16 protein-coding genes and 1 pseudogene are annotated in these 17,366 nt (G+C 64.7%); 4 read left to right on the forward strand and 13 right to left on the reverse strand.

What is annotated here, in order from left to right; translation table 11 throughout:
- Positions 1-203: 203 nt before the first annotated feature.
- Positions 204-1,007: an aminoglycoside 6-adenylyltransferase gene (locus AC5RWD_RS22005; protein WP_494022052.1), complete on the reverse strand. Its 804-nt coding sequence runs from the start codon at positions 1,005-1,007 to the stop codon at positions 204-206.
- A 267-nt stretch (positions 1,008-1,274) separates the two neighbouring features.
- Between AC5RWD_RS22005 and AC5RWD_RS22010 the strand changes: the two genes are divergently transcribed.
- A complete protein-coding gene (locus AC5RWD_RS22010; RefSeq protein ID WP_494022053.1) occupies positions 1,275-1,760 on the forward strand; it encodes a hypothetical protein in 486 nt (161 codons plus the stop codon).
- An 834-nt stretch (positions 1,761-2,594) separates the two neighbouring features.
- Here the strand turns inward: AC5RWD_RS22010 and AC5RWD_RS22015 are convergent.
- Positions 2,595-3,071 carry a hypothetical protein gene (locus AC5RWD_RS22015; RefSeq protein ID WP_494022054.1) on the reverse strand — a complete coding sequence of 159 codons (477 nt, stop codon included), beginning with the start codon at positions 3,069-3,071 and terminating at the stop codon, positions 2,595-2,597.
- Positions 3,072-3,491: 420 nt separating this feature from the next.
- Here AC5RWD_RS22015 and AC5RWD_RS22020 point away from each other — a divergent pair.
- A pseudogene (locus AC5RWD_RS22020) lies at positions 3,492-3,731 on the forward strand (helix-turn-helix domain-containing protein); the annotation flags it as partial.
- Between the two features lie 37 nt (positions 3,732-3,768).
- On the opposite strand, the gene AC5RWD_RS22025 reads toward AC5RWD_RS22020, so the two are convergent.
- The 7 genes from AC5RWD_RS22025 to AC5RWD_RS22055 form a co-directional block, all read right to left on the reverse strand.
- Positions 3,769-4,896, reverse strand: coding sequence for a multidrug effflux MFS transporter (locus AC5RWD_RS22025; protein WP_494022055.1), 1,128 nt, complete (start codon positions 4,894-4,896; stop codon positions 3,769-3,771).
- Between the two features lie 232 nt (positions 4,897-5,128).
- The gene (locus tag AC5RWD_RS22030) at positions 5,129-6,328 is read right to left on the reverse strand and encodes a Gfo/Idh/MocA family protein (protein ID WP_494022056.1); all 1,200 of its coding nucleotides are present in this window, start codon (positions 6,326-6,328) and stop codon (positions 5,129-5,131) included.
- Between the two features lie 14 nt (positions 6,329-6,342).
- Positions 6,343-7,122 (reverse strand): ThuA domain-containing protein, encoded by a 780-nt coding sequence (locus AC5RWD_RS22035; protein WP_494022057.1) that lies wholly within the window; start codon positions 7,120-7,122, stop codon positions 6,343-6,345.
- Positions 7,123-7,153: 31 nt separating this feature from the next.
- The gene (locus AC5RWD_RS22040) at positions 7,154-8,020 is read right to left on the reverse strand and encodes a carbohydrate ABC transporter permease (RefSeq protein ID WP_494022058.1); all 867 of its coding nucleotides are present in this window, start codon (positions 8,018-8,020) and stop codon (positions 7,154-7,156) included.
- 10 nt (positions 8,021-8,030) lie between these two features.
- On the reverse strand, positions 8,031-8,999 hold the full coding sequence (locus AC5RWD_RS22045; RefSeq protein ID WP_494022059.1) for a carbohydrate ABC transporter permease: 969 nt from the start codon (positions 8,997-8,999) through the stop codon (positions 8,031-8,033).
- A 51-nt stretch (positions 9,000-9,050) separates the two neighbouring features.
- Positions 9,051-10,274 carry a sugar ABC transporter substrate-binding protein gene (locus AC5RWD_RS22050; protein WP_494022060.1) on the reverse strand — a complete coding sequence of 408 codons (1,224 nt, stop codon included), beginning with the start codon at positions 10,272-10,274 and terminating at the stop codon, positions 9,051-9,053.
- Between the two features lie 111 nt (positions 10,275-10,385).
- The gene (locus AC5RWD_RS22055; RefSeq protein ID WP_494022061.1) at positions 10,386-11,681 is read right to left on the reverse strand and encodes a Gfo/Idh/MocA family protein; all 1,296 of its coding nucleotides are present in this window, start codon (positions 11,679-11,681) and stop codon (positions 10,386-10,388) included.
- Between the two features lie 210 nt (positions 11,682-11,891).
- Between AC5RWD_RS22055 and AC5RWD_RS22060 the strand changes: the two genes are divergently transcribed.
- Positions 11,892-12,923 (forward strand): LacI family DNA-binding transcriptional regulator, encoded by a 1,032-nt coding sequence (locus AC5RWD_RS22060; RefSeq protein ID WP_494022067.1) that lies wholly within the window; start codon positions 11,892-11,894, stop codon positions 12,921-12,923.
- 52 nt (positions 12,924-12,975) lie between these two features.
- Here the strand turns inward: AC5RWD_RS22060 and AC5RWD_RS22065 are convergent, their stop codons facing one another.
- The 4 genes from AC5RWD_RS22065 to AC5RWD_RS22080 form a co-directional block, all read right to left on the reverse strand.
- Entirely contained in the window at positions 12,976-13,137 is a 162-nt protein-coding gene (locus tag AC5RWD_RS22065; RefSeq protein WP_494022062.1) for a hypothetical protein, read from the reverse strand.
- 81 nt (positions 13,138-13,218) lie between these two features.
- Entirely contained in the window at positions 13,219-13,842 is a 624-nt protein-coding gene (locus tag AC5RWD_RS22070) for an energy-coupling factor transporter transmembrane component T family protein (protein WP_494022063.1), read from the reverse strand.
- Entirely contained in the window at positions 13,839-14,564 is a 726-nt protein-coding gene (locus AC5RWD_RS22075; RefSeq protein WP_494022064.1) for an energy-coupling factor ABC transporter ATP-binding protein, read from the reverse strand. Before AC5RWD_RS22075 ends, AC5RWD_RS22070 begins: the two co-directional genes overlap by 4 nt.
- The gene (locus AC5RWD_RS22080) at positions 14,561-15,235 is read right to left on the reverse strand and encodes a biotin transporter BioY (RefSeq protein WP_494022065.1); all 675 of its coding nucleotides are present in this window, start codon (positions 15,233-15,235) and stop codon (positions 14,561-14,563) included. The genes AC5RWD_RS22075 and AC5RWD_RS22080 overlap by 4 nt, the downstream gene beginning before the upstream one ends.
- 301 nt (positions 15,236-15,536) lie before the next feature.
- Between AC5RWD_RS22080 and AC5RWD_RS22085 the strand changes: the two genes are divergently transcribed.
- Positions 15,537-17,135: an ABC-F family ATP-binding cassette domain-containing protein gene (locus tag AC5RWD_RS22085; protein WP_494022066.1), complete on the forward strand. Its 1,599-nt coding sequence runs from the start codon at positions 15,537-15,539 to the stop codon at positions 17,133-17,135.
- Positions 17,136-17,366 lie beyond the last annotated feature (231 nt).

A 17,366-nucleotide genomic window follows, 5' to 3' on the forward strand; every position in this document is an offset into this window, starting at 1 on the left:
CTGCCGCTGTTCACGTTCTGGAGAATCTGGGCGGCTGACCGCCTGCCGCATTCTGGCGCACTGAACATGGGCCACCTTCTCCGAATCCTGTATGTCTATAACCCTAGGGTTTCGAGGCGCAGAAGTTTCGAGACACCCGGTTTGGACAGGAACCATTAGCGGGCCAGATCCCCTCGAGTCTGATCAGCCGCGAGGATCAGGCATTACCAGACCATCTGCAATTCACGGTGCAGGAGCTGTTTGGTAGCCTGTTCGAGCTTCAACGGCCAAGCCGCTTCGCACTCCTCGGCGAGCTTGCGCGCCCTGCTCAGATAGACGTTTGCCATGCTCTGCTGTGCGTCTCGAAGGCTGAGCTCGCTGAGCCCAAAAGCAGGAACTCCCTGCAGGCATTGCATCTGTTCATCGCTCAAATGCTGGCCAAACCGCTTATTGACCGTCTCACTCCGAATCCCATTCTCAGCTAGCAGCAGATTGACCAGCAGACGATCACGCATCATCGCTGTAGCCTGCGAAAGTGCGATGAGATCGGAGCGATGAACCGACGCGACCGTCTTACCGAGGAAGTACAAAAAAATCTGGACATCCTGGGCGGGAAAGAACGGCTGACCGGGAGGGCGTTGTGCGTTTGGTCTGTCCTGAATTAGACCGTCGCGGTCAAGCAGAATGCGGCGCGCTCCATCGGATGGGAGTTCGTTTTCCGAAGAGTGAACATTCAAGTCGATGTGGATCCAGTCGGAAGTAAGGCAGATAAACGCTCCCGTCAGTCCAGGGATAGCATCTGAGAGGACCAGGTGCACCTCGGAATCGAGCCATTCGATGGCAGCGAAGTTCTCCGGTTCTATTACTGCTAGGTGAAGGTCGATGTCGCTCCAGTCATCTGCCAATCCCCTTGCTAGCGAGCCTTCGAGCCAGACTGACCGTACGCGTTCGTCATCGATACATTTCGTCAGCAGCATTCGAAGCATTGCTCGAAGCCGAGGCGGAACATCTTCAAGCGTGGCATCCATACGCAGATTGTTTCATCTTCGGACGGCCATACTATCCGGGACTCGCAACGATGCTGCCGCCCATTAGGTTGCTCAATCGTTCACCTTAGGAACAGCGGTCGGCGCAGTCCGAAGCCACCGAAACAGTGTGACTATTGCTTGGGAATGGCGGTTCCGGTTTCGCGTTGGGGGATCGCCGAAGGAACTCTCAATGGGCTGGGGAAGCGCTGTCTACCCGAATCGTGGGAGGAGGCTTAAAGTCATAGCAATCGAATTGGGGGATTTGTGATGGAGAAATTGACCAGTCCGGACAAGAACAGTTCGGGACCAACGCTTCAATTGGGAACGGCCGTTCCTATCGTCACTGCTTCGGCAGGTCATGTGCTCGTTATTCTCCTAACGGGGTACCTGACGATGCAGCTACAGGCTGCCTATGCCAACGCTTTGTTGGGCTTCAACTTCCGTCTTGTAAGGGTTCCGGGAGAATGGTTGCCGTACGTGTGGCGTTTAGGCTTCGTTCTACTCGCAGTTGCCGCCATTCTCGTCTACCACCTCGCAATTCGCGGCACGGCTGCGCGTCTCGTGGCTCTTACCATCCTCGCTGTCTTCTCCATCATCGCCAGCCCGATTGGATCCGGGCTTCGCTTGGACGAGGAGCAGTACCCGCTCATGCTGTACATGGCGGTAGAAGGTGCAAAGTCGCCGTTCACGCTCGCACTTATCGGGGCAATTGGGGCCGAACTGATTCTTGAGGCCCGGAGGGCGCGAGACTGACCGCTGGCGAGGCACCAGCAGAGGACCTCCGCAGATGACGAGTTATGAGCAGCTTCCCAAGATGATCGCCCCAGTCTTAGCACTGCTTCTGGCGGCGTGCGCTGGTTCGTCGTCGGTTTCGTTTCGTCGGACCTCCAGCAGCGACAGCTCTTGGAACGTCGGCGCAACTCACCCGAGATATGACACGCTGAGTCCCTGCGACAAAGACCCCAGCGTCGAAAGAGCAGTCATTTCTAACGATCTGCCGGCCTCGCAGCTTGGGATAAGACTCTTGCCTGGTTCGAGGGAAAAGGACGCGATACGCATTGCCGAATGCCTCGCCCAAACTCTCACCAGTGGAGAGATATGGATTTCGTCGCGCAGCTGAGTACAACGAGGCGTTTCCTCTGGACGAGCGAAGCAGTACTCTGAGCACGCGCCGCGGAAGAGGAACGCCTAACGGGGCGTTCGGCTGAACATCAGGTCAGTCGTAGTCCGGATCGAAAAGATGGAGGCTGCGCTCCAACTCCCGATACAGTAGCGGACCCCGAAGCTTTGAAACCTTCCTCGCTACTTAAGGTCAACGTTGGGTAACCACGGCTCGGACAACGGCATTTCAAATGAGCTTTAGGCGTTTTAGACAACGCCGGACGCTGTCACGCACGACTGCTGATGGCGAAGTTCGCTCAGTGTACTTGGAGCGAAGTGCATCGAACACGTCCTCATAATGCCGGCGATCGAAGGTGAAGGACTCGTTATGGAACAGGTCTATTGCAGGTCCGTCTAACGGTTCTGGTGTCTACCACCCCAGCTTTTGCCAGGTCACGGATTCAGGCGTTCGCTCTATCTCGACGCTCACGGCACCGCACCACAAGTCACCATCGATCGGGCACAGATACAAGGGTCCTGGACCTGCTCGCCGCGCAGCCAATCATGGCGTTCCACCGGCCGCTGTAGTTGGCGTTGCAGCCAGCCGGCAGCAAATGTGCCGTACGTCTCCGGCGCCTCGTCCAGACCGAAGACTGTGAGGCCGTCTCCGTCGTAGACATGGTTGTCGAGGAGATGGTCATCGCCCCATTCACCTTCCAAGGCTCGGCCGTAGGGGCCGTCGTTCCAGTAACCGATCTGGAGCGTACAGGTGCCTTGCGGGACGTCGATTCCAGGGACGTTGAGAGTCACGATTATGGGGTTCATGCGAGCCAGCACCGTGAACGAGCCGAGCTGCACATCGGGAAGGGACCACGCGGATACTCCGCGCGTCATCCCGCTAAGGAAATTCGCCTCGTCGGGCGTGCGGGGTGGATCTCCGCCAAGCTGACCTTGGGCCCTCATGTTGAGAGCCTAATCCAGTTGAGTGGACCTATATCTACTGGTTCTGAAGGAAGCTAGCCAGCGGCGGTACGAAGGACGAACCCCTAGTGGGCCGCCGCCCAAGTGCCGGCCTTGTCTGAGGTAGGACCTGTGCACCATATGGTCATGGGGCGGTGTCAGTTTCCGGAGTCATCGCAGGAAGGTCGAGGTGGCTGGCCAAGATCACTCGGCCACGGTCCAGGTTCTCGTTGATAACGCGCTGCTCGTGGTCATTGAAATGCGAGCTGTAGTGTTCGCCCGGTGGTGTGACGCTGTGGAGGTTATTACCGTAGAAGAGCTTGTCGTAGCACTTATCCGCCTCTGGGCCCACGGTCATCAAGCGATGCATTCACACTGCGTGCAATGTCGCCTGGGAAGTTCCACGCATTCAGCAGCTCTGTCGAGGGCGATCTCATCCGGGCTCGCACGCGCGAAGGCATGAAGATCGCAGAAGCCAAGGGCCGCCTGCGTGGGAAACAGCCCAAACTATCGCCGAAACAGGAAGCACTCCTGGTCCAGCTGCATGACGCTGGCGAACACACCATGTATGAGCTGGCCGAACTGTTCTCCGTTGGCCGTTCCGCCGTCTACCGCGCGCTCGAGCGAGCGCGCCAGAAGGCGGAAAAGAAGGCCGGCTCCTGAGACTTGGACAGCTGTCCCTACCAAGGAAGACGTCGGTTCACGCTGCCGTCGTCCCCGCCGTCGATCGCCGGACGAGCCCAACGCAGGCCACCGCCGCCGCGACTGACGCCACCGTGACGATGCCGAACGGGAGGGCGTTGTCCGCCCCGCCGATGCCCACCAGGGGTGCGGCGACGCCGCCGAAGGCGAACCTGGCCAGGCCCAGCAGCGACGACGCAGTGCCGGCAATATCCGGGTAGCCCTTCAGCGCCAGGGACGTCGCAGGCGGGCTGGCCGCCGCCACGCCGCCCACCATGGTGAAGAGGGACAGGATCACCGCAATCAGGGGCAGGTGCAGGAGCGCGGTGACAAGCAGCCCGAGGGAACCGGCAGCAGCCATCGCCAGCCCGATCACCAGCGTCGCCTTCTCCGACCACCGTTCGGCCAGCCGGCCCCCAAGGAAGCCAAAAATCATGAACCCCAGGGAATTCAGGCCGAAAGCAAACGAGTAGCCCTGCGGTGAAAGCCCGTAAATGCCCTGCAGAACGAACGTGGCACCGCTGAGATAGGCGAAGATCGCAGAGTACGTAAAGCCCGTGATCAGCACGGCGCCGACGAACACACGGTCCGCCAGCAGGCGGCGGAAGTCCTGCAGGGTATGCGCAAACCCGCCTGCCGCCCGCCGCTCAGCCGGAAGTGTCTCCTTGAAAATCACCAGGCAGGAGACCAGGATTGCGACGCCGACCGCCGCGAGGAAGAGGAAGACGCCGCGCCAGTCCGTGACGGTGGCGAGCTGGCCGCCGATGACCGGACCAACAATGGCTGCCAGTCCGCCGAGCACGGTCAGGCGGCCGTAATAGCGGAGGAGCTTGGGGCCGTCGTAAACGTCCCGCCCGGCGGCCTGCGCAATCACAATGCCCACCGCGCCGGCCAGGCCCTGGACGAACCTGGCGGCGATCAGCGTCTCCACGGTAGGGGTGACGGCACACAGAACGGACGTGACCGTGTACGCGGCGACGCCGATCAGCAGGGGGAGCCGGCGGCCGAAGCGGTCCGACAGCGGACCGGCAATCACCTGGCCGATGGCCAGTCCGAGCAGGCACGCCGTGATGGTCAGCTGCGCCGTCGATGTGGAGCTTCCAAGCTCCGCCGTCAGCGCCGGCAGAACAGGCAGGTAGAGGTCCAATCGGACCGAAGACGGTCAGCAGGCCAAGGACGACTGCCAATGGCCTTCCGACTGCCTGTTCGCGCGTGGTCACCGGAGCGTCGGTCACAGTCACGCTGCCTCCGTTCATGGGGGTAGAGGGCTGCCGCCAGTTCGACGGCGGTAGTGGGGTGCCGTTCCACCTAACCAGCGTTTACAACGCTGTGGGAGTCCCTGCTGGTACCCCTTCCAGGAAGGACTCCCACCGCCATGCCTAGCCCAGCGTTACGGCCTGCTCTGAAGACCCGGCACGCTCCAGTGCCTCGAGCGGCGATGCCCACGAGGCGAGGACCTCCCTGGCAGCAGGGACGGACTCGACGGCGAGCGCCTGCCGGTGCGCGTGATCCAGCACGTCCCGGATGAGCACCCGCTGGCCGGTCTGCGAGGACCTCACCGCCGCCTCGACCATGGCCAAGCTCAGGACGTTCGCATGGATTTCGCCTGCCGGAACCTCACCTGTCCGCAGGCTCCGGACAAACTCCGCCAGCGCCCCGGCGATCTCTTCCGGGGTCTCGTCCTCCGCAGCCAAAGAATCCGGCGAGGAAGCAGCAGCACCCGGCACGCCGCCGTCGTCCGCGGAATCCGCGAAAACCCCGGAAGCAGCCCCGGCAACATGCTCCGCGACCGGCGCCGCAGCGCCGTCCCACGCCGCGGTGCCATTGGCTCCGTTGATCCGCCAGCTGCCGTTCCACGAGGTTTCCAGTCCGTCGGCACACCAGCTTCCGGTGTAGACGAACCGGGTCCCCCCGTCCATCTCGAAGACCGCCGTGGCAGCCGCATCCCCGGCATACCAGCTCCAGCCGGGGTTGAACTCCTCGCAGTACACGGACACTGGATTCCGGCCAAGGACGTACCGCGCGGCGTCGAACGCGTGGATGGCCATGTCCACCAGCAGCACGTGCTCCATCTCCTCCCGGAAGCCGCCGAAATGCGGCGCCTTGTAGAAGTCGCAGGTCAGGAGGCCGATCTCGCCGAGCCGGGCAGCCTGCCGCTTGAAGGCGGCGAGCGTCCGGAAGTAGCGGCGGGACTGGCTGATCATCAGCAGCTGGCCGGTCGCGTCCGCCACAGCGGCGAGGGAGAGGGCTTCCGCGACGGTCGGCGCCGCCGGCTTCTCGCACAGCACGGCCAGCCCGAGGAAGTGCGCCTCGACGTTCACCGGATGGTGCGCGGCCGGGACCGTCACGTTCACCACCGCTTGCGCCCCGACGGCGCCTGCCAGCTCGGTCAGGCTCGTCCCCACCGGTACGGAGCCGAGGCCCAGCTCGGTCAGCGCGTCCCGTGCCGCCTGCGGATTGAGGTCCACCACACCGGCCAGTTCGACGCCGGCCGAGTCACCCAGCAGCCGAAGCCAGGCCCTGCCCATGCCGCCGGCCCCCACCTGGACAACGCGGACGGGTGCCGCAGGATCAGGCAAAGTAGCGAACCGGCTCAATTGGCCATCGCCCCCTCGTAGCTGTGGCCGGTGTAGAACTCCTCCGTCTCGTACCGGAGCAGGACCGGGTCGGTGCGTTCGGGCCGCACGGTGCGGGCCCATTCCACCCCATTGGCGATGACCTTGCGCACGTCTTTGTGGTGGTAGACGGGGTAGTCCTGGTCGCCGGGGGAGAAGAAGAAGATCTTGCCGTAGCCGCGCTTAAACGTGCAGCCGCTGCGGAACACCTCGCCGCCGGAGAAGGTGCTCAGGAAGATCAGCTCGTCCGGGGCGGGGATGTCGAAGTGCTCGCCGTACATTTCCTGCTCCGGAATGATGAACGGGTGCGGCACTCCCTGCGTGATGGGATGGGTGGGGTCCACCGTCCACACAATCTCGCGGTCCTGTTCCGAGCGCCAGCGCAGCGTGCACGTGGTGCCCATGAGTTTGCCGAAGATCTTGGACCAGTGCCCGGAGTGGAGCACCACAAGGCCCATGCCGGCCAGCACGTGCCGGTGGACGCGCTCCACCACCTCGTCCGCCACCTCGCCATGGGCGGCGTGGCCCCACCAGACCAGGACATCCGTGTCCCGCAGCCGCTCCTCGGTGAGGCCGTGCTCCGGGTCATCGAGGGTCACGGTGGCCACCTCGGCCCGCGGGCCAAGGTTCTCCTCGATGCCTGCACGGATAGTGTTGTGCATGCCGTCCGGGTAGATCTCGGCCACGTGCGGCTGGTGCTGTTCGTGGCGGTTTTCGCCCCATACTGTGACGCGCAGGGGAGTGTGGCTCTCAGTCATGAATGGTTCCTTAGGTTCAAAGATCGATGGGTTATTTGACGGCGCCGCCGGTGGCCCCGGCGGCGATGTACTTCTGCGCCAGGACCAGCAACACGATGGCCGGCAGCGAGGACAGCACCGCCGTCGCCATCACCGCACTCCAGTTGGAAACCTGGGTGCCCAGGTACTGGTAGATGCCCAGCGTCACGGGCCGCACGTCCTCCGTGGTGGTCAGCGTCAGGGCGAACAGGAAGTCGCTCCAGGAGAAGAGGAAGGCGAAGAGCCCGGCGGTGATGAGCGAGTTTCGGCTGATCGGCAGCACGATCGAGACGAACGCCCGGACCAGCCCGGCCCCGTCCACCCTCGCCGCCTCCACGATGCTGGGCGGAATCCGCATCATGAAGGCCCGCATGATCAGAATCACGAACGGGATGGCGTGGGTCGAGTCGGCCAGGATCAGCCCGGGAATGGAGTTGAGCAGGCCGAGGTCGTTGTAGGCCGCGTAGAGGGCGTTGGCGATCACGATGCCGGGGATCATCTGCGAGATGAGGATAGCCAGCAGTGCGGCGTTGATCCACCGGAACCGGAACTGCGCCAGCATGTACGCAGCGGGAGCAGCTATGGCCAGGCTGAACACCACCGTGCCGAGCGAGATGACCAGGCTGGTCAGCAGGTTCGGCCCCTGCTGCGCGATCGCCTTTTCATAGCCCTCGAAACTTGGGTTCAGCGGCAGGAAGTCCGCGGTGAGGGTGTTGCCGGACGGCTGCAGCGACGCGTTGACCATCCAGTACACCGGGAACAGCATCACCGCGAGAAGCAGAAGTCCGACGGCGGTGTGCCCCAGCTTGGGCCGGTTGGCCTTCCGTGGCCGCAGCCGGGCGGGCGCGGAACGCGGCGTCGATATATCCAGGGTTGTCATGGTGGTCCTCTTACTCGTCGACCGCACGCCGGTTCATGCGGAGGTAGACCACCGCGAACACCAGTGAGATCAGGATCAGGATGTTGCTGAAGGCAGCGCCGACGCCGAACTGGAAGTTGACGAACGACTCCTGGTAGGAGCGCACAGCCAGGGTCTGGGTGGCGTTCGCCGGTCCTCCGTTGGTCAGGCCGAGGATGATGTCCAGGACCTTGAGCGTGTAGACGACCCCGAGGACCAGGACCACGCTGACCACCGGGCGCAGGTTCGGCCAGGTAATGTGCCAGAACGCTTTCCAGCCCGTCGCGCCGTCCACCGCGCCCGCCTCGTACAGTTCCTCGGGGATCTCCTGGAGGCCGCCGTAGATGAGGGTGACATTGAAGGGAATGCCCACCCAGATATTGACCAGGACCACGGCCAGCAGGGCCACCGACGGGCTGGTGAGCCAGGGGACCGGTTCGTGGATGACGCCCACGTTCCGCAGGAACGCGTTGAGGATGCCGCTGTCCTGGTCCAGGATGGACCGCCACGTGGCACTCGAGACAATCAGCGGCAGCAGCCACGGCAGCAGGAGCATCGAACGAAGGAACCCGCTCAGCGGAAAACGCCGCTTGAAGAAACTGGCCAGGGCCAGGCCGATGACAAACTGGCCGGCGATCGAACCCAGGGTGAAGAGTGCCGTGTTGAGCATTGCCGGGCCGAACAGGCTGCTTCCGACGGCGGTGGCGTAGTTCGCCAGGCCCACCCAGGGTGCTTCTCCGGTGAAAAAAGTCCGGGTCGTGTACTCCTGCAGGCTCATCACAATGTTCTTCACCACGGGGTAGCCGAAAAACAGCAGGAGGAAGAGCGCAGCAGGGGCCAGGAAAAGTGCCTGGACCAGGCGCTCCCGGCGGAAGCCGCGCCGTCGTCCGTCCCGTTCGGCTGTGCCCGCGGTGGCCGGGGAGAGCTTTCCCGGAGCCTGGCTGGTTGTCAGTGTTGGCACGGCTCTGGCTCCTCCCCGTAAGGCCTGTTGCGTGCTTGCGTCATCCCGGGCCTACTTCCCTTCGGCCTTGGTGAAGGCCTCCTGCGGGGCCGCCTGGTCAGTCAGCGCCAGCTGGATCGCCGTGTACATGACTGTCGCCGTCTTGGGCCACTCCTTGCCGAGCTTGCCCGTCCGGGACTGGGCGTTGGCCACCTGCTCGGTGAACGCAGCCATCGCCGGAACGGCCTTCACGTATTCGCCGGCGAGGGCTGTCTTGGTGGGCACCGTGAAACGCTCCTTGGCCAGCGCCAGCTGGTTCTCGTCACTGCTGATGCACTGGACCAGTTCCGCGGACTTGGCCTGCTTGGCCTTGTTGCCGGTCTGCGGCACGGTCCAGACCTCCCCGCCCAGTGGAGCAATGGGTGTCTGTCCCTGTGCGTTGACGGGGACCTGGACTGCTTCCCACTTGATGTTCGGCGACTTGGCCAGGGAGGGGATCTGCCACGGGCCGTTGATCATCATGGCGGCCTTGCCGGCAGCAAACTGGTCCCGGACGTCCGCCTGGCTCCAGTTCACGACGCTCTTGGATGCGGAGCCCGAGGACACCAGGCCGTCAATGAAGCCCAGGGCCTCCGCCACTTTGGGGCTCTTCAGGTCGGTTTCCTCCCCGCCATTGGTCCACATGAAGGGCAGGAACTGCCAGCTGCCTTCATAGGTGGCGATCGCGGAGAACGCCAGACCGTAGCGGTCTCCGGTGGTCAGCTTTTCCGCCGCCGCCTTCAGCTCATCCCACGTCTTGGGCGGTTGGACACCGGCCGCGGCAAGCATCTCCTTGTTGTAGAACAGCCCCAGCGTGTTGGCGGTGGGGGCCAGGCCATACACCTTGCCCTCGTAGGTGGCGGCATCCAGCATGCCCTGGGCGAAGCCGGAGGTTTCCACGCCGAAGTCATCCAGCGGCGCCAGGCCGCCGGTTGCGGCGATCTCCTGCACGTCGGGGTTGTCCAGCATCAGCACATCCGGCAGGGTCCGGGAGGACGAGCGCTGGAGGACCTTCTGGATGAGGTCCTTGCCGGGGACAGTCTCGCGCTTGAGGGTCACGCCCAGCTGCGCGGCGCACTTGTCCAGCGCGCCCTGGATGTGGGTCTTGTCGGGTTCGTTGTTGTAGTAGTCCAGCACGGTCAGCGAGTCGACTTTCTCGTTGGCCGCGGCCTGGCTGCCGCCGCCGCCACAGGCGGTAAGGGCGAGGGGTGCGATGGCGGCCATGGCCATCAGGCAGGTGAGTGATGCTTTCTTCATGGGGGCTCCTTTGCCGTGATTCGGTGGTTTAGGTGTTTGGTGGATTAGGGTGCGGTGGATCGTCCGTGCGGTCTGCTGCCGCTGCGGTCGGCTGGGTCTTAGTGGTTGGTTCTAGTGGTAGGTTCCGACGGCGGGCTGCGCGCCGGCCATTACGTCCTGCCACTGGGCGTTGTTGGCGGCGCTGGTTTCGGCGGCGTCGAGGAGGCGCTGGATCTGCAGCCCCTCCGCGAACGATGGCTCCGGCTGGTCATCGCGGGCGATGCACCGGGCGAAGTCGGCAGCCTGATGGACGAAGGCGTGGTCGTAGCCAAGACCGTGTCCGGGCGGCCACCACGCTCCGGCGTATGGGTGATTGGGCTCGTTGACGAGGATCCGGCGGAAACCTGCCGACTCGGCCGGTTCTGTGTGGTCGTGGAACCAAAGCTCATTGAGGTCTTCGAAGTCGAAGGCCAGGGAACCGAGAGAACCGTTGACCTCAAGCCTGATGGCGTTCTTCCGGCCGGTCGCGAAGCGGGTTGCCTCGAACGTGGCCAGCGCCCCTTCGGCTGTCCGGCCGATGAGCACGGCGGCATCATCCACGGTCACTACGCCCCGGTCGCCGTTGCCGTGGCCTGGCGCTCGCAGGCCCGGTGATGCCTCCTTACCGGACATTGGCTCCTGACCAGCCAGTGCCTCCTGGCTGGGCACTGCCTGGAGTCCGGATGATGAGCCGGCGAGCGGCCGGGTCTTCACGAAAGTCTCCGTCAGCGCGCTGACCCCCGCGAGGCGGTGCCCTGTGACGTACTGCGCGAGGTCGAGGATGTGTGCGCCAATGTCGCCGAGCGCACCCGATCCTGCTTTGTCCTTCTCCAGCCGCCAGACCAGCGGGAAGTCCTCATCCACGATCCAGTCCTGCAGATACGAGGCACGGATATGCCGGATGGTGCCGAGCCTGCCGTCCCCGACCAGATCCCGGGCGTAGGCGAGTGCCGGCGTCCGGCGGTAGCTGAAGCCCACCATCGCCAGGGCACCCCGGGCCTTCGCTTCCTCCGCTGCGACGGCCATCTTCTCGGCTTCCGCCAGTGTGTTGGCGAGGGGCTTTTCGCAGAGGACGTGCTTGCCGGCCTGGAGCGCGGCGATGGCAATCTCGGGGTGCAGGTTCCCGGGAACGCAGATGTCGACGGCGTCGATCTCCGGGTCCTCCACGAGGGCCCGCCAGTCGGTCTCCACGCGGCCGATGCCGAACTTGTCGGCGAAAGCCTGGGCTGCTTCCTGGTTGCGGCCGCAGACCGCTGCGAGGACGGGCACAACATCGAGGTCGAAGAACCTCGGTGCCGTGGTCCAGGCCTGGGCGTGAATGGATCCCATGAACGAGTAGCCGATGAGGGCTATCCGCAGTTTCCTGGGTTGTGCTGTCGTGGACGTCATCGTCCTCCTGTCGAAAAGTAGGTCCGTGCGGACTTGGCGGTTAAGCGGTTAACTCCTTGGCTAAAGTCCGCCGTGGCTTCAATGTGCCGGGGGATGTCGGAACAACTGTGCACGCCGCGGCGAGGGGTTGTCAAGGAAAAAGTTAACCGCTTTACTGGAGTCCTGTCCGGTTTCCCGAGTCTGAACTGAAAGAGGCGTGCTGTGCCCACCATGAGAGACGTTGCGAGGCTGGCGGACGTCTCGATCGCCACGGTGTCGTTTGTCATCAACGACACCAAACCGGTCGCCCCGGCCACCCGCGCCAGGGTTGAGGAGGCCATGCTGCAGCTTGGCTACCGCCGGAATGCCCTCGGGCGCGCGCTGGCGAGCAAGCGCACCCGGATCATTGCCCTGCTTTACCCTGCGCTGCAACGGCGGCTCAGCGAGACCGCCGTGAAGTTCTTCACCAGCGCCACGCAGACGGCGAAGGACCTCGGTTACAACCTTGTACTATGGCCCATCAGCAACGACGCCGAACAGGTTGAGGAGCTCATCTCCAGCGGCTTCATCGACGGTGTCCTGCTCATGGAAGTGCAGCTGGACGATGCCCGGGTGGAGCGGCTGCAGCGTTCCTCGATGCCGTTTGCCCTGATTGGACGGACGCGGCATCCGGAGGAACTGCCGTATGTGGACGTGGACTTTGAGAATTCCATGATCGAGGCCGTCTCCTACCTGGAAGGGCTGGGACACCGCCGGTTCTGCTTCGTTGACAGCGGCGGAGCGGAGCACGCCCTCAGCGGCTACGGCCCCGTGGTGCGGAGCCGGGCGACGTTTGCCGCGGAAGTGGAGCGCCGGGGGCTGGCCTCCGTCCACATCTCGTGCGAGGAATCGCCCATGTCAGGCCAGGGCGCCGCCGAAAGGCTGCTCGAAACCGCCCCGGATACTACGGCGGTAATCCTCATGAACGACAACGCGTCGTTCGGCTTCATCAACAGCCTGGACAAGCACGGAATCGACGTGCCCGGCGATATGTCGGTCCTGCTGATCGGCTCAACGCCGGACGGAGCCGCGACGACGGATCCCCGGCTGACCGTCCTCACGCTGCCCAGCACGGAGCTGGGACGCATGGGCGTCGAAACGCTCGTGGACCAGCTCGAGGAACGGGGCGGTCCCATGCGCCAGGCCGTGGTGATCTGCCGCTTCGAGGAAGGACAGTCGACGGGGCCGGCCCGGCGGGTGGCGCCGTCGTCCGCGGCTGACTGAGCCGGCCAATCCGGGCGGCACCCCGCAGGGGCACCGCCCGGCTGCGGGTCCCTTACCCCGCCTGCCGGCACAGCGCCCGGCCCAGGGTCGCGTCGAACAGGCCAGGATCCGGGGTGAGGAGCTCGCCGACCACGGCCTGCACCAACGTGGAGCTGTGCGAGTCCCGCCGGCTGCGGAGCGCCACAATGTCCCGCGTCAGGTGCTCAGGAACCACAGCCCAGCCGAGCCGGAGGCCGGGGCCCAGCGTCTTGGTGAAGGTGTTGATGTGGATAACGTGCTCGGAGGTGTTCGGCGCTCAGTCCTCCGGCTCGCCCAGCCCGCGGGCGGCCAGCGCTTCGCCTGTGTGGCGGGCATAGGCGACTGTGGTGATGAACACCGGCAGGACCAGTGCCCTCGGGTTGCGTTCCAGTCCGCGGGCACGCGCCGAGTCCCGGACGTCTGCGAAGGCCCCTGCGATAAAGGGAATGCTCCGCAGCATGATGGCGATGGTCAGCGCAAAGCGCTCGGGGTCCGCGCCGAAGCGGCGGAAGGGGCGGGCCAGGGAAACCACTCCGTCAAGCAGCCGGTGCAGCGGCGTGGTGGCGGTCAACAGCGACGCGGCAACGACGCACAGCAGGATGTTAAGGACGATCCGTGCGGCCACAGGACCGCCCAGCTGCCACCACTGGAACGCGCCGATGACCAGCAGGATGGGCAGCAGCGGGCGCACTGCACGGAAGAGGCGCAACGCCCCCGCGCCGCTGAGCAGGAACAGCACGCACACCACGAGCAGGGCTGCGGCGGCGAGCCTCCAGTCGACGATCAGGAATGAAGCCATTCCGCAGGCCAGGACCAGCAGGAACTTCAGCCACAGCGGCATGCGGTGGATCAGGGACGTGCCGGGCACGTAGTTGGCGAGCAGGAAGCCGTGGCCCCTCACCGGAAGTCTCCGCCTGACAGGCTCCGGGCAGACAGCGAGCGGTAATGCTCGACGGCGGCGGCAGCACCGCCGTCGTACGCTATCCGTCCGGATTCGACCACCAGGACCCGGTCCATGTCCAGGGCCAGCTCCAGGTCATGGGTGGACATGACGATCTGCTGGCCCAGGCCGGCGAGCGTGCGGCGCAGCAGTTCCCGGTTCCGGAGATCCAGCAGCGTGGACGGCTCGTCCAGCACGAGCACGTCAGGCTCCACCGCCAGCACGGACGCCAGGGCAAGGAGCTGCCGCTCCCCGCCCGAAAGCTCGTAGATGCTCTGGTCAGCCAGCGGCAGCAGCCCGAAACGGCCCAGGGCGGCCGTGGCCTGCTCCCGCCGTTCCTTGCCGTTCCGCACCGAACGCCGGAGAGACAGCTCAACGTCCTCACGCCCGGTGGGCATGACCAGTTGGGAGAGGGGATCGGTGAAGACAAAGCCCACCTGCTGCCGCACGGCACGCACGTTGCGGACGGTGTCGGCGCCGTTGACCGTCACGGTCCCTTCGGTGGGCGTCACGAGGCCGTTGAGCAGGCGGAGCAGCGTCGACTTGCCCGAACCGTTGGCCCCGATCACGCCGATGCGCTCCTGGGTGAGTTCCAGTGATATGTCCTGGAGCAGAACTTTGGGGTCAGTGCGGCCGTCGACGGCCACGCTGACCCCTGCGTTCCTTAGGGAGATGGTGCTCACTGCTGTGCGGAGGCTTCCGGGGTAACGCTCTGCTGCGTGGCGGCCTTCGCCGGGAGCTGCCGGACGCGGCGGACCAGCAGGTCGGGGAAGGCCTTGTGCAGGGCGATGGCCACCGCCACGGCGAGGACGTTCTTGATGATGTCACCCGGGTAGAAGGGGAGATCGGCCAGGAACGCCTTGGAGAAATCCAGCTTGGCGTTGACCATCATGCCGGCGATGCCCAGTCCGTGGATCAGCACAATGCTGGCGACCATGGCGGCCGCGAACAGGAACACGGCACGGAACTTCACCGTGCGGCGGATGACGACGGCGGCCAGCCAGCCCACCGCCGCGGCGGCGAGGGGGAACGCGATGATGTAGCCGGCGGACGGTCCGGCCAGGATTCCCAGCCCGCTGCGGCCTCCGCTGAAAATGGGGAGTCCGGCGAGCCCAAGCAGGGTATGGAGGCCGACGGCGGCGAACGCGCGGCCGGGTCCGAGGGCAAGCCCGGTCAGCATGACGGCGAGCGTCTGGAGCGTAATGGGGACGCCGAGGCCGCCCACCGGGATGGCTGCAACCAAGGCTGACGCCGCCACGAGCGCGGCAAAGACGGCAATGAGTCCGAGGTCGGTGGCGTTCCAGCGGTGGCGTTTTGCCGGCTGCAGGGTGCCGGCGGAATGGGTCTGGGTCATGGGAGGTCCTGTCGGAGGGGTACAAACAATTATCGGCTGGTGTTGACGTTACTGGCCCGGGCGGAGGTGCATTTTGTGGGTCTTCTACAAGCCGGAAGCGCCCGTGCTTGGTCCACGGCACAAATGGCGGCACTGCGCACCGTTCAAAATGGCGGGCGACGCGTGCGGGCGCCCCGGTTATATCCAGTTGCTCCGGCCGGTAGACTTGTAGGGGCCGTTCTCTCGGCCGCACCTCCTCGGCAGCCACCAGTTTTCATTCGTTGTGCCGCGGCGTTCCCTGTTGTGAAAGGCCTTACCTGCTTTGATTACCGTCCAGGATCTTGAACTGCGCGCCGGCGCCCGCCTGCTCATGGACCAGGTGAGCTTCCGCATCGACAAGGGTGACAAGATCGGCCTGGTTGGCCGCAATGGTGCCGGAAAGACCACCCTGACCCGCGTTCTTGCCGGTGAGGGCCTTCCGGCCGCAGGCAAGGTAACCCGTAGCGGCGAGATCGGCTACCTGCCGCAGGACCCCCGCACACCGGACATGGAACAGTTGGCCCGCGACAGGATCCTCTCCGCGCGCGGTCTGGATGTCGTCGTCGGGAAGCTCAAGAAGGCCCACGACGAAATGGCCAGTGAGGACGCCGCAGTCCAGCGCAAGGCCATGAACCGGTACGACCGGCTCGAGGCCGAGTTCCTGTCCGGGGGAGGGTATGCGGCCGAAGCGGAAGCGGCGGCCATTTCTTCCAACCTTGCGTTGCCGGACCGCATCCTGAACCAGCCGCTGAAGACACTCTCCGGCGGCCAACGCCGCCGCGTGGAGCTTGCCCGGATTCTGTACTCCGGGGCAGAGACCATGCTGCTGGATGAACCCACCAACCACCTGGACGCAGATTCCATCGCCTGGCTCCGTGACTTCCTGAAGAACCACCAGGGCGGGCTGATCGTGATCAGCCACGACACCGAACTGCTGGAAGCAACGGTGAACAAGGTGTTCCTGCTGGATGCCAACCGCGCCCAGATCGATTTCTACAACATGGACTGGAAGCGCTACCTGACGCAGCGCGAGACAGACGAGCGTGCCCGCAAGCGGGAGCGCGCCAACGCCGAGAAGAAAGCCCAGGTCCTGATGGACCAGGCAAACAAGATGCGGGCCAAGGCCACCAAGGCCGTGGCCGCGCAGAACATGGCCAAGCGTGCCGAGCGGCTGCTGAGCGGGCTCGAAGCAGTCCGTGAGAACGACCGCGTGGCGGCATTGCGCTTCCCGGACCCGTCCCCCTGCGGCAAGACCCCGCTCACGGCCGAGGGCCTCAGCAAGTCCTACGGTTCGCTGGAGATCTTCACCGACGTGGACCTCGCCATCGACCGCGGCTCCAAGGTGGTCATCCTCGGCCTCAACGGTGCCGGCAAGACCACCCTGCTGCGGATGCTCGCCGGCGTGGACCGCCCGGACACCGGCGACATCGTTCCCGGGCACGGGCTCAAGGTTGGCTACTACGCCCAGGAACACGAAACCCTGGACCATGACCGGACAGTCCTGGAAAACATGCGTTCCTCTGCGCCGGACATGAAGGACGCGGAGGTCCGCGGCATCCTGGGCTCGTTCCTGTTCTCTGGGGACGACGTCGACAAGCCCGCGGGCGTGCTCTCCGGCGGTGAGAAAACCCGTCTCGCGCTGGCCACCATCGTGGCCTCCAGCGCGAACGTCCTCCTGCTGGACGAACCCACCAACAACCTCGACCCAGCCAGCCGCGCCGAGATCCTGGGCGCACTGCGCAACTACACAGGCGCCGTCGTCCTGGTCAGCCACGATGAAGGCGCCGTGGAGGCCCTCAACCCGGAGCGCGTGGTTCTCCTGCCCGACGGCGTTGAGGACCTCTGGAACGAGGACTACCTGGATCTCATCACGCTGGCCTAATTTGCTGGCGGGCTAGTGAATGCAGCCGTCGGCCTGATGGGGGCGCCAACGCTTCCCGGCCAATAATGTCAGACCCCCTCATCACAATGGGTTCATGGAAGCCGTTGGGGGATTGACCGCACACTGGGCCGGACGGCCCGGTGCCGGCGGGCTGGTGTCTGTGGGTGCCAACGCGCTTCAGAGTCTTCCTTCCGGATTGGATGCGGTTGACCGCAGCCTTGCTCTGTTGAC

The organism is Arthrobacter sp. CMU6 (genome assembly GCF_059090205.1).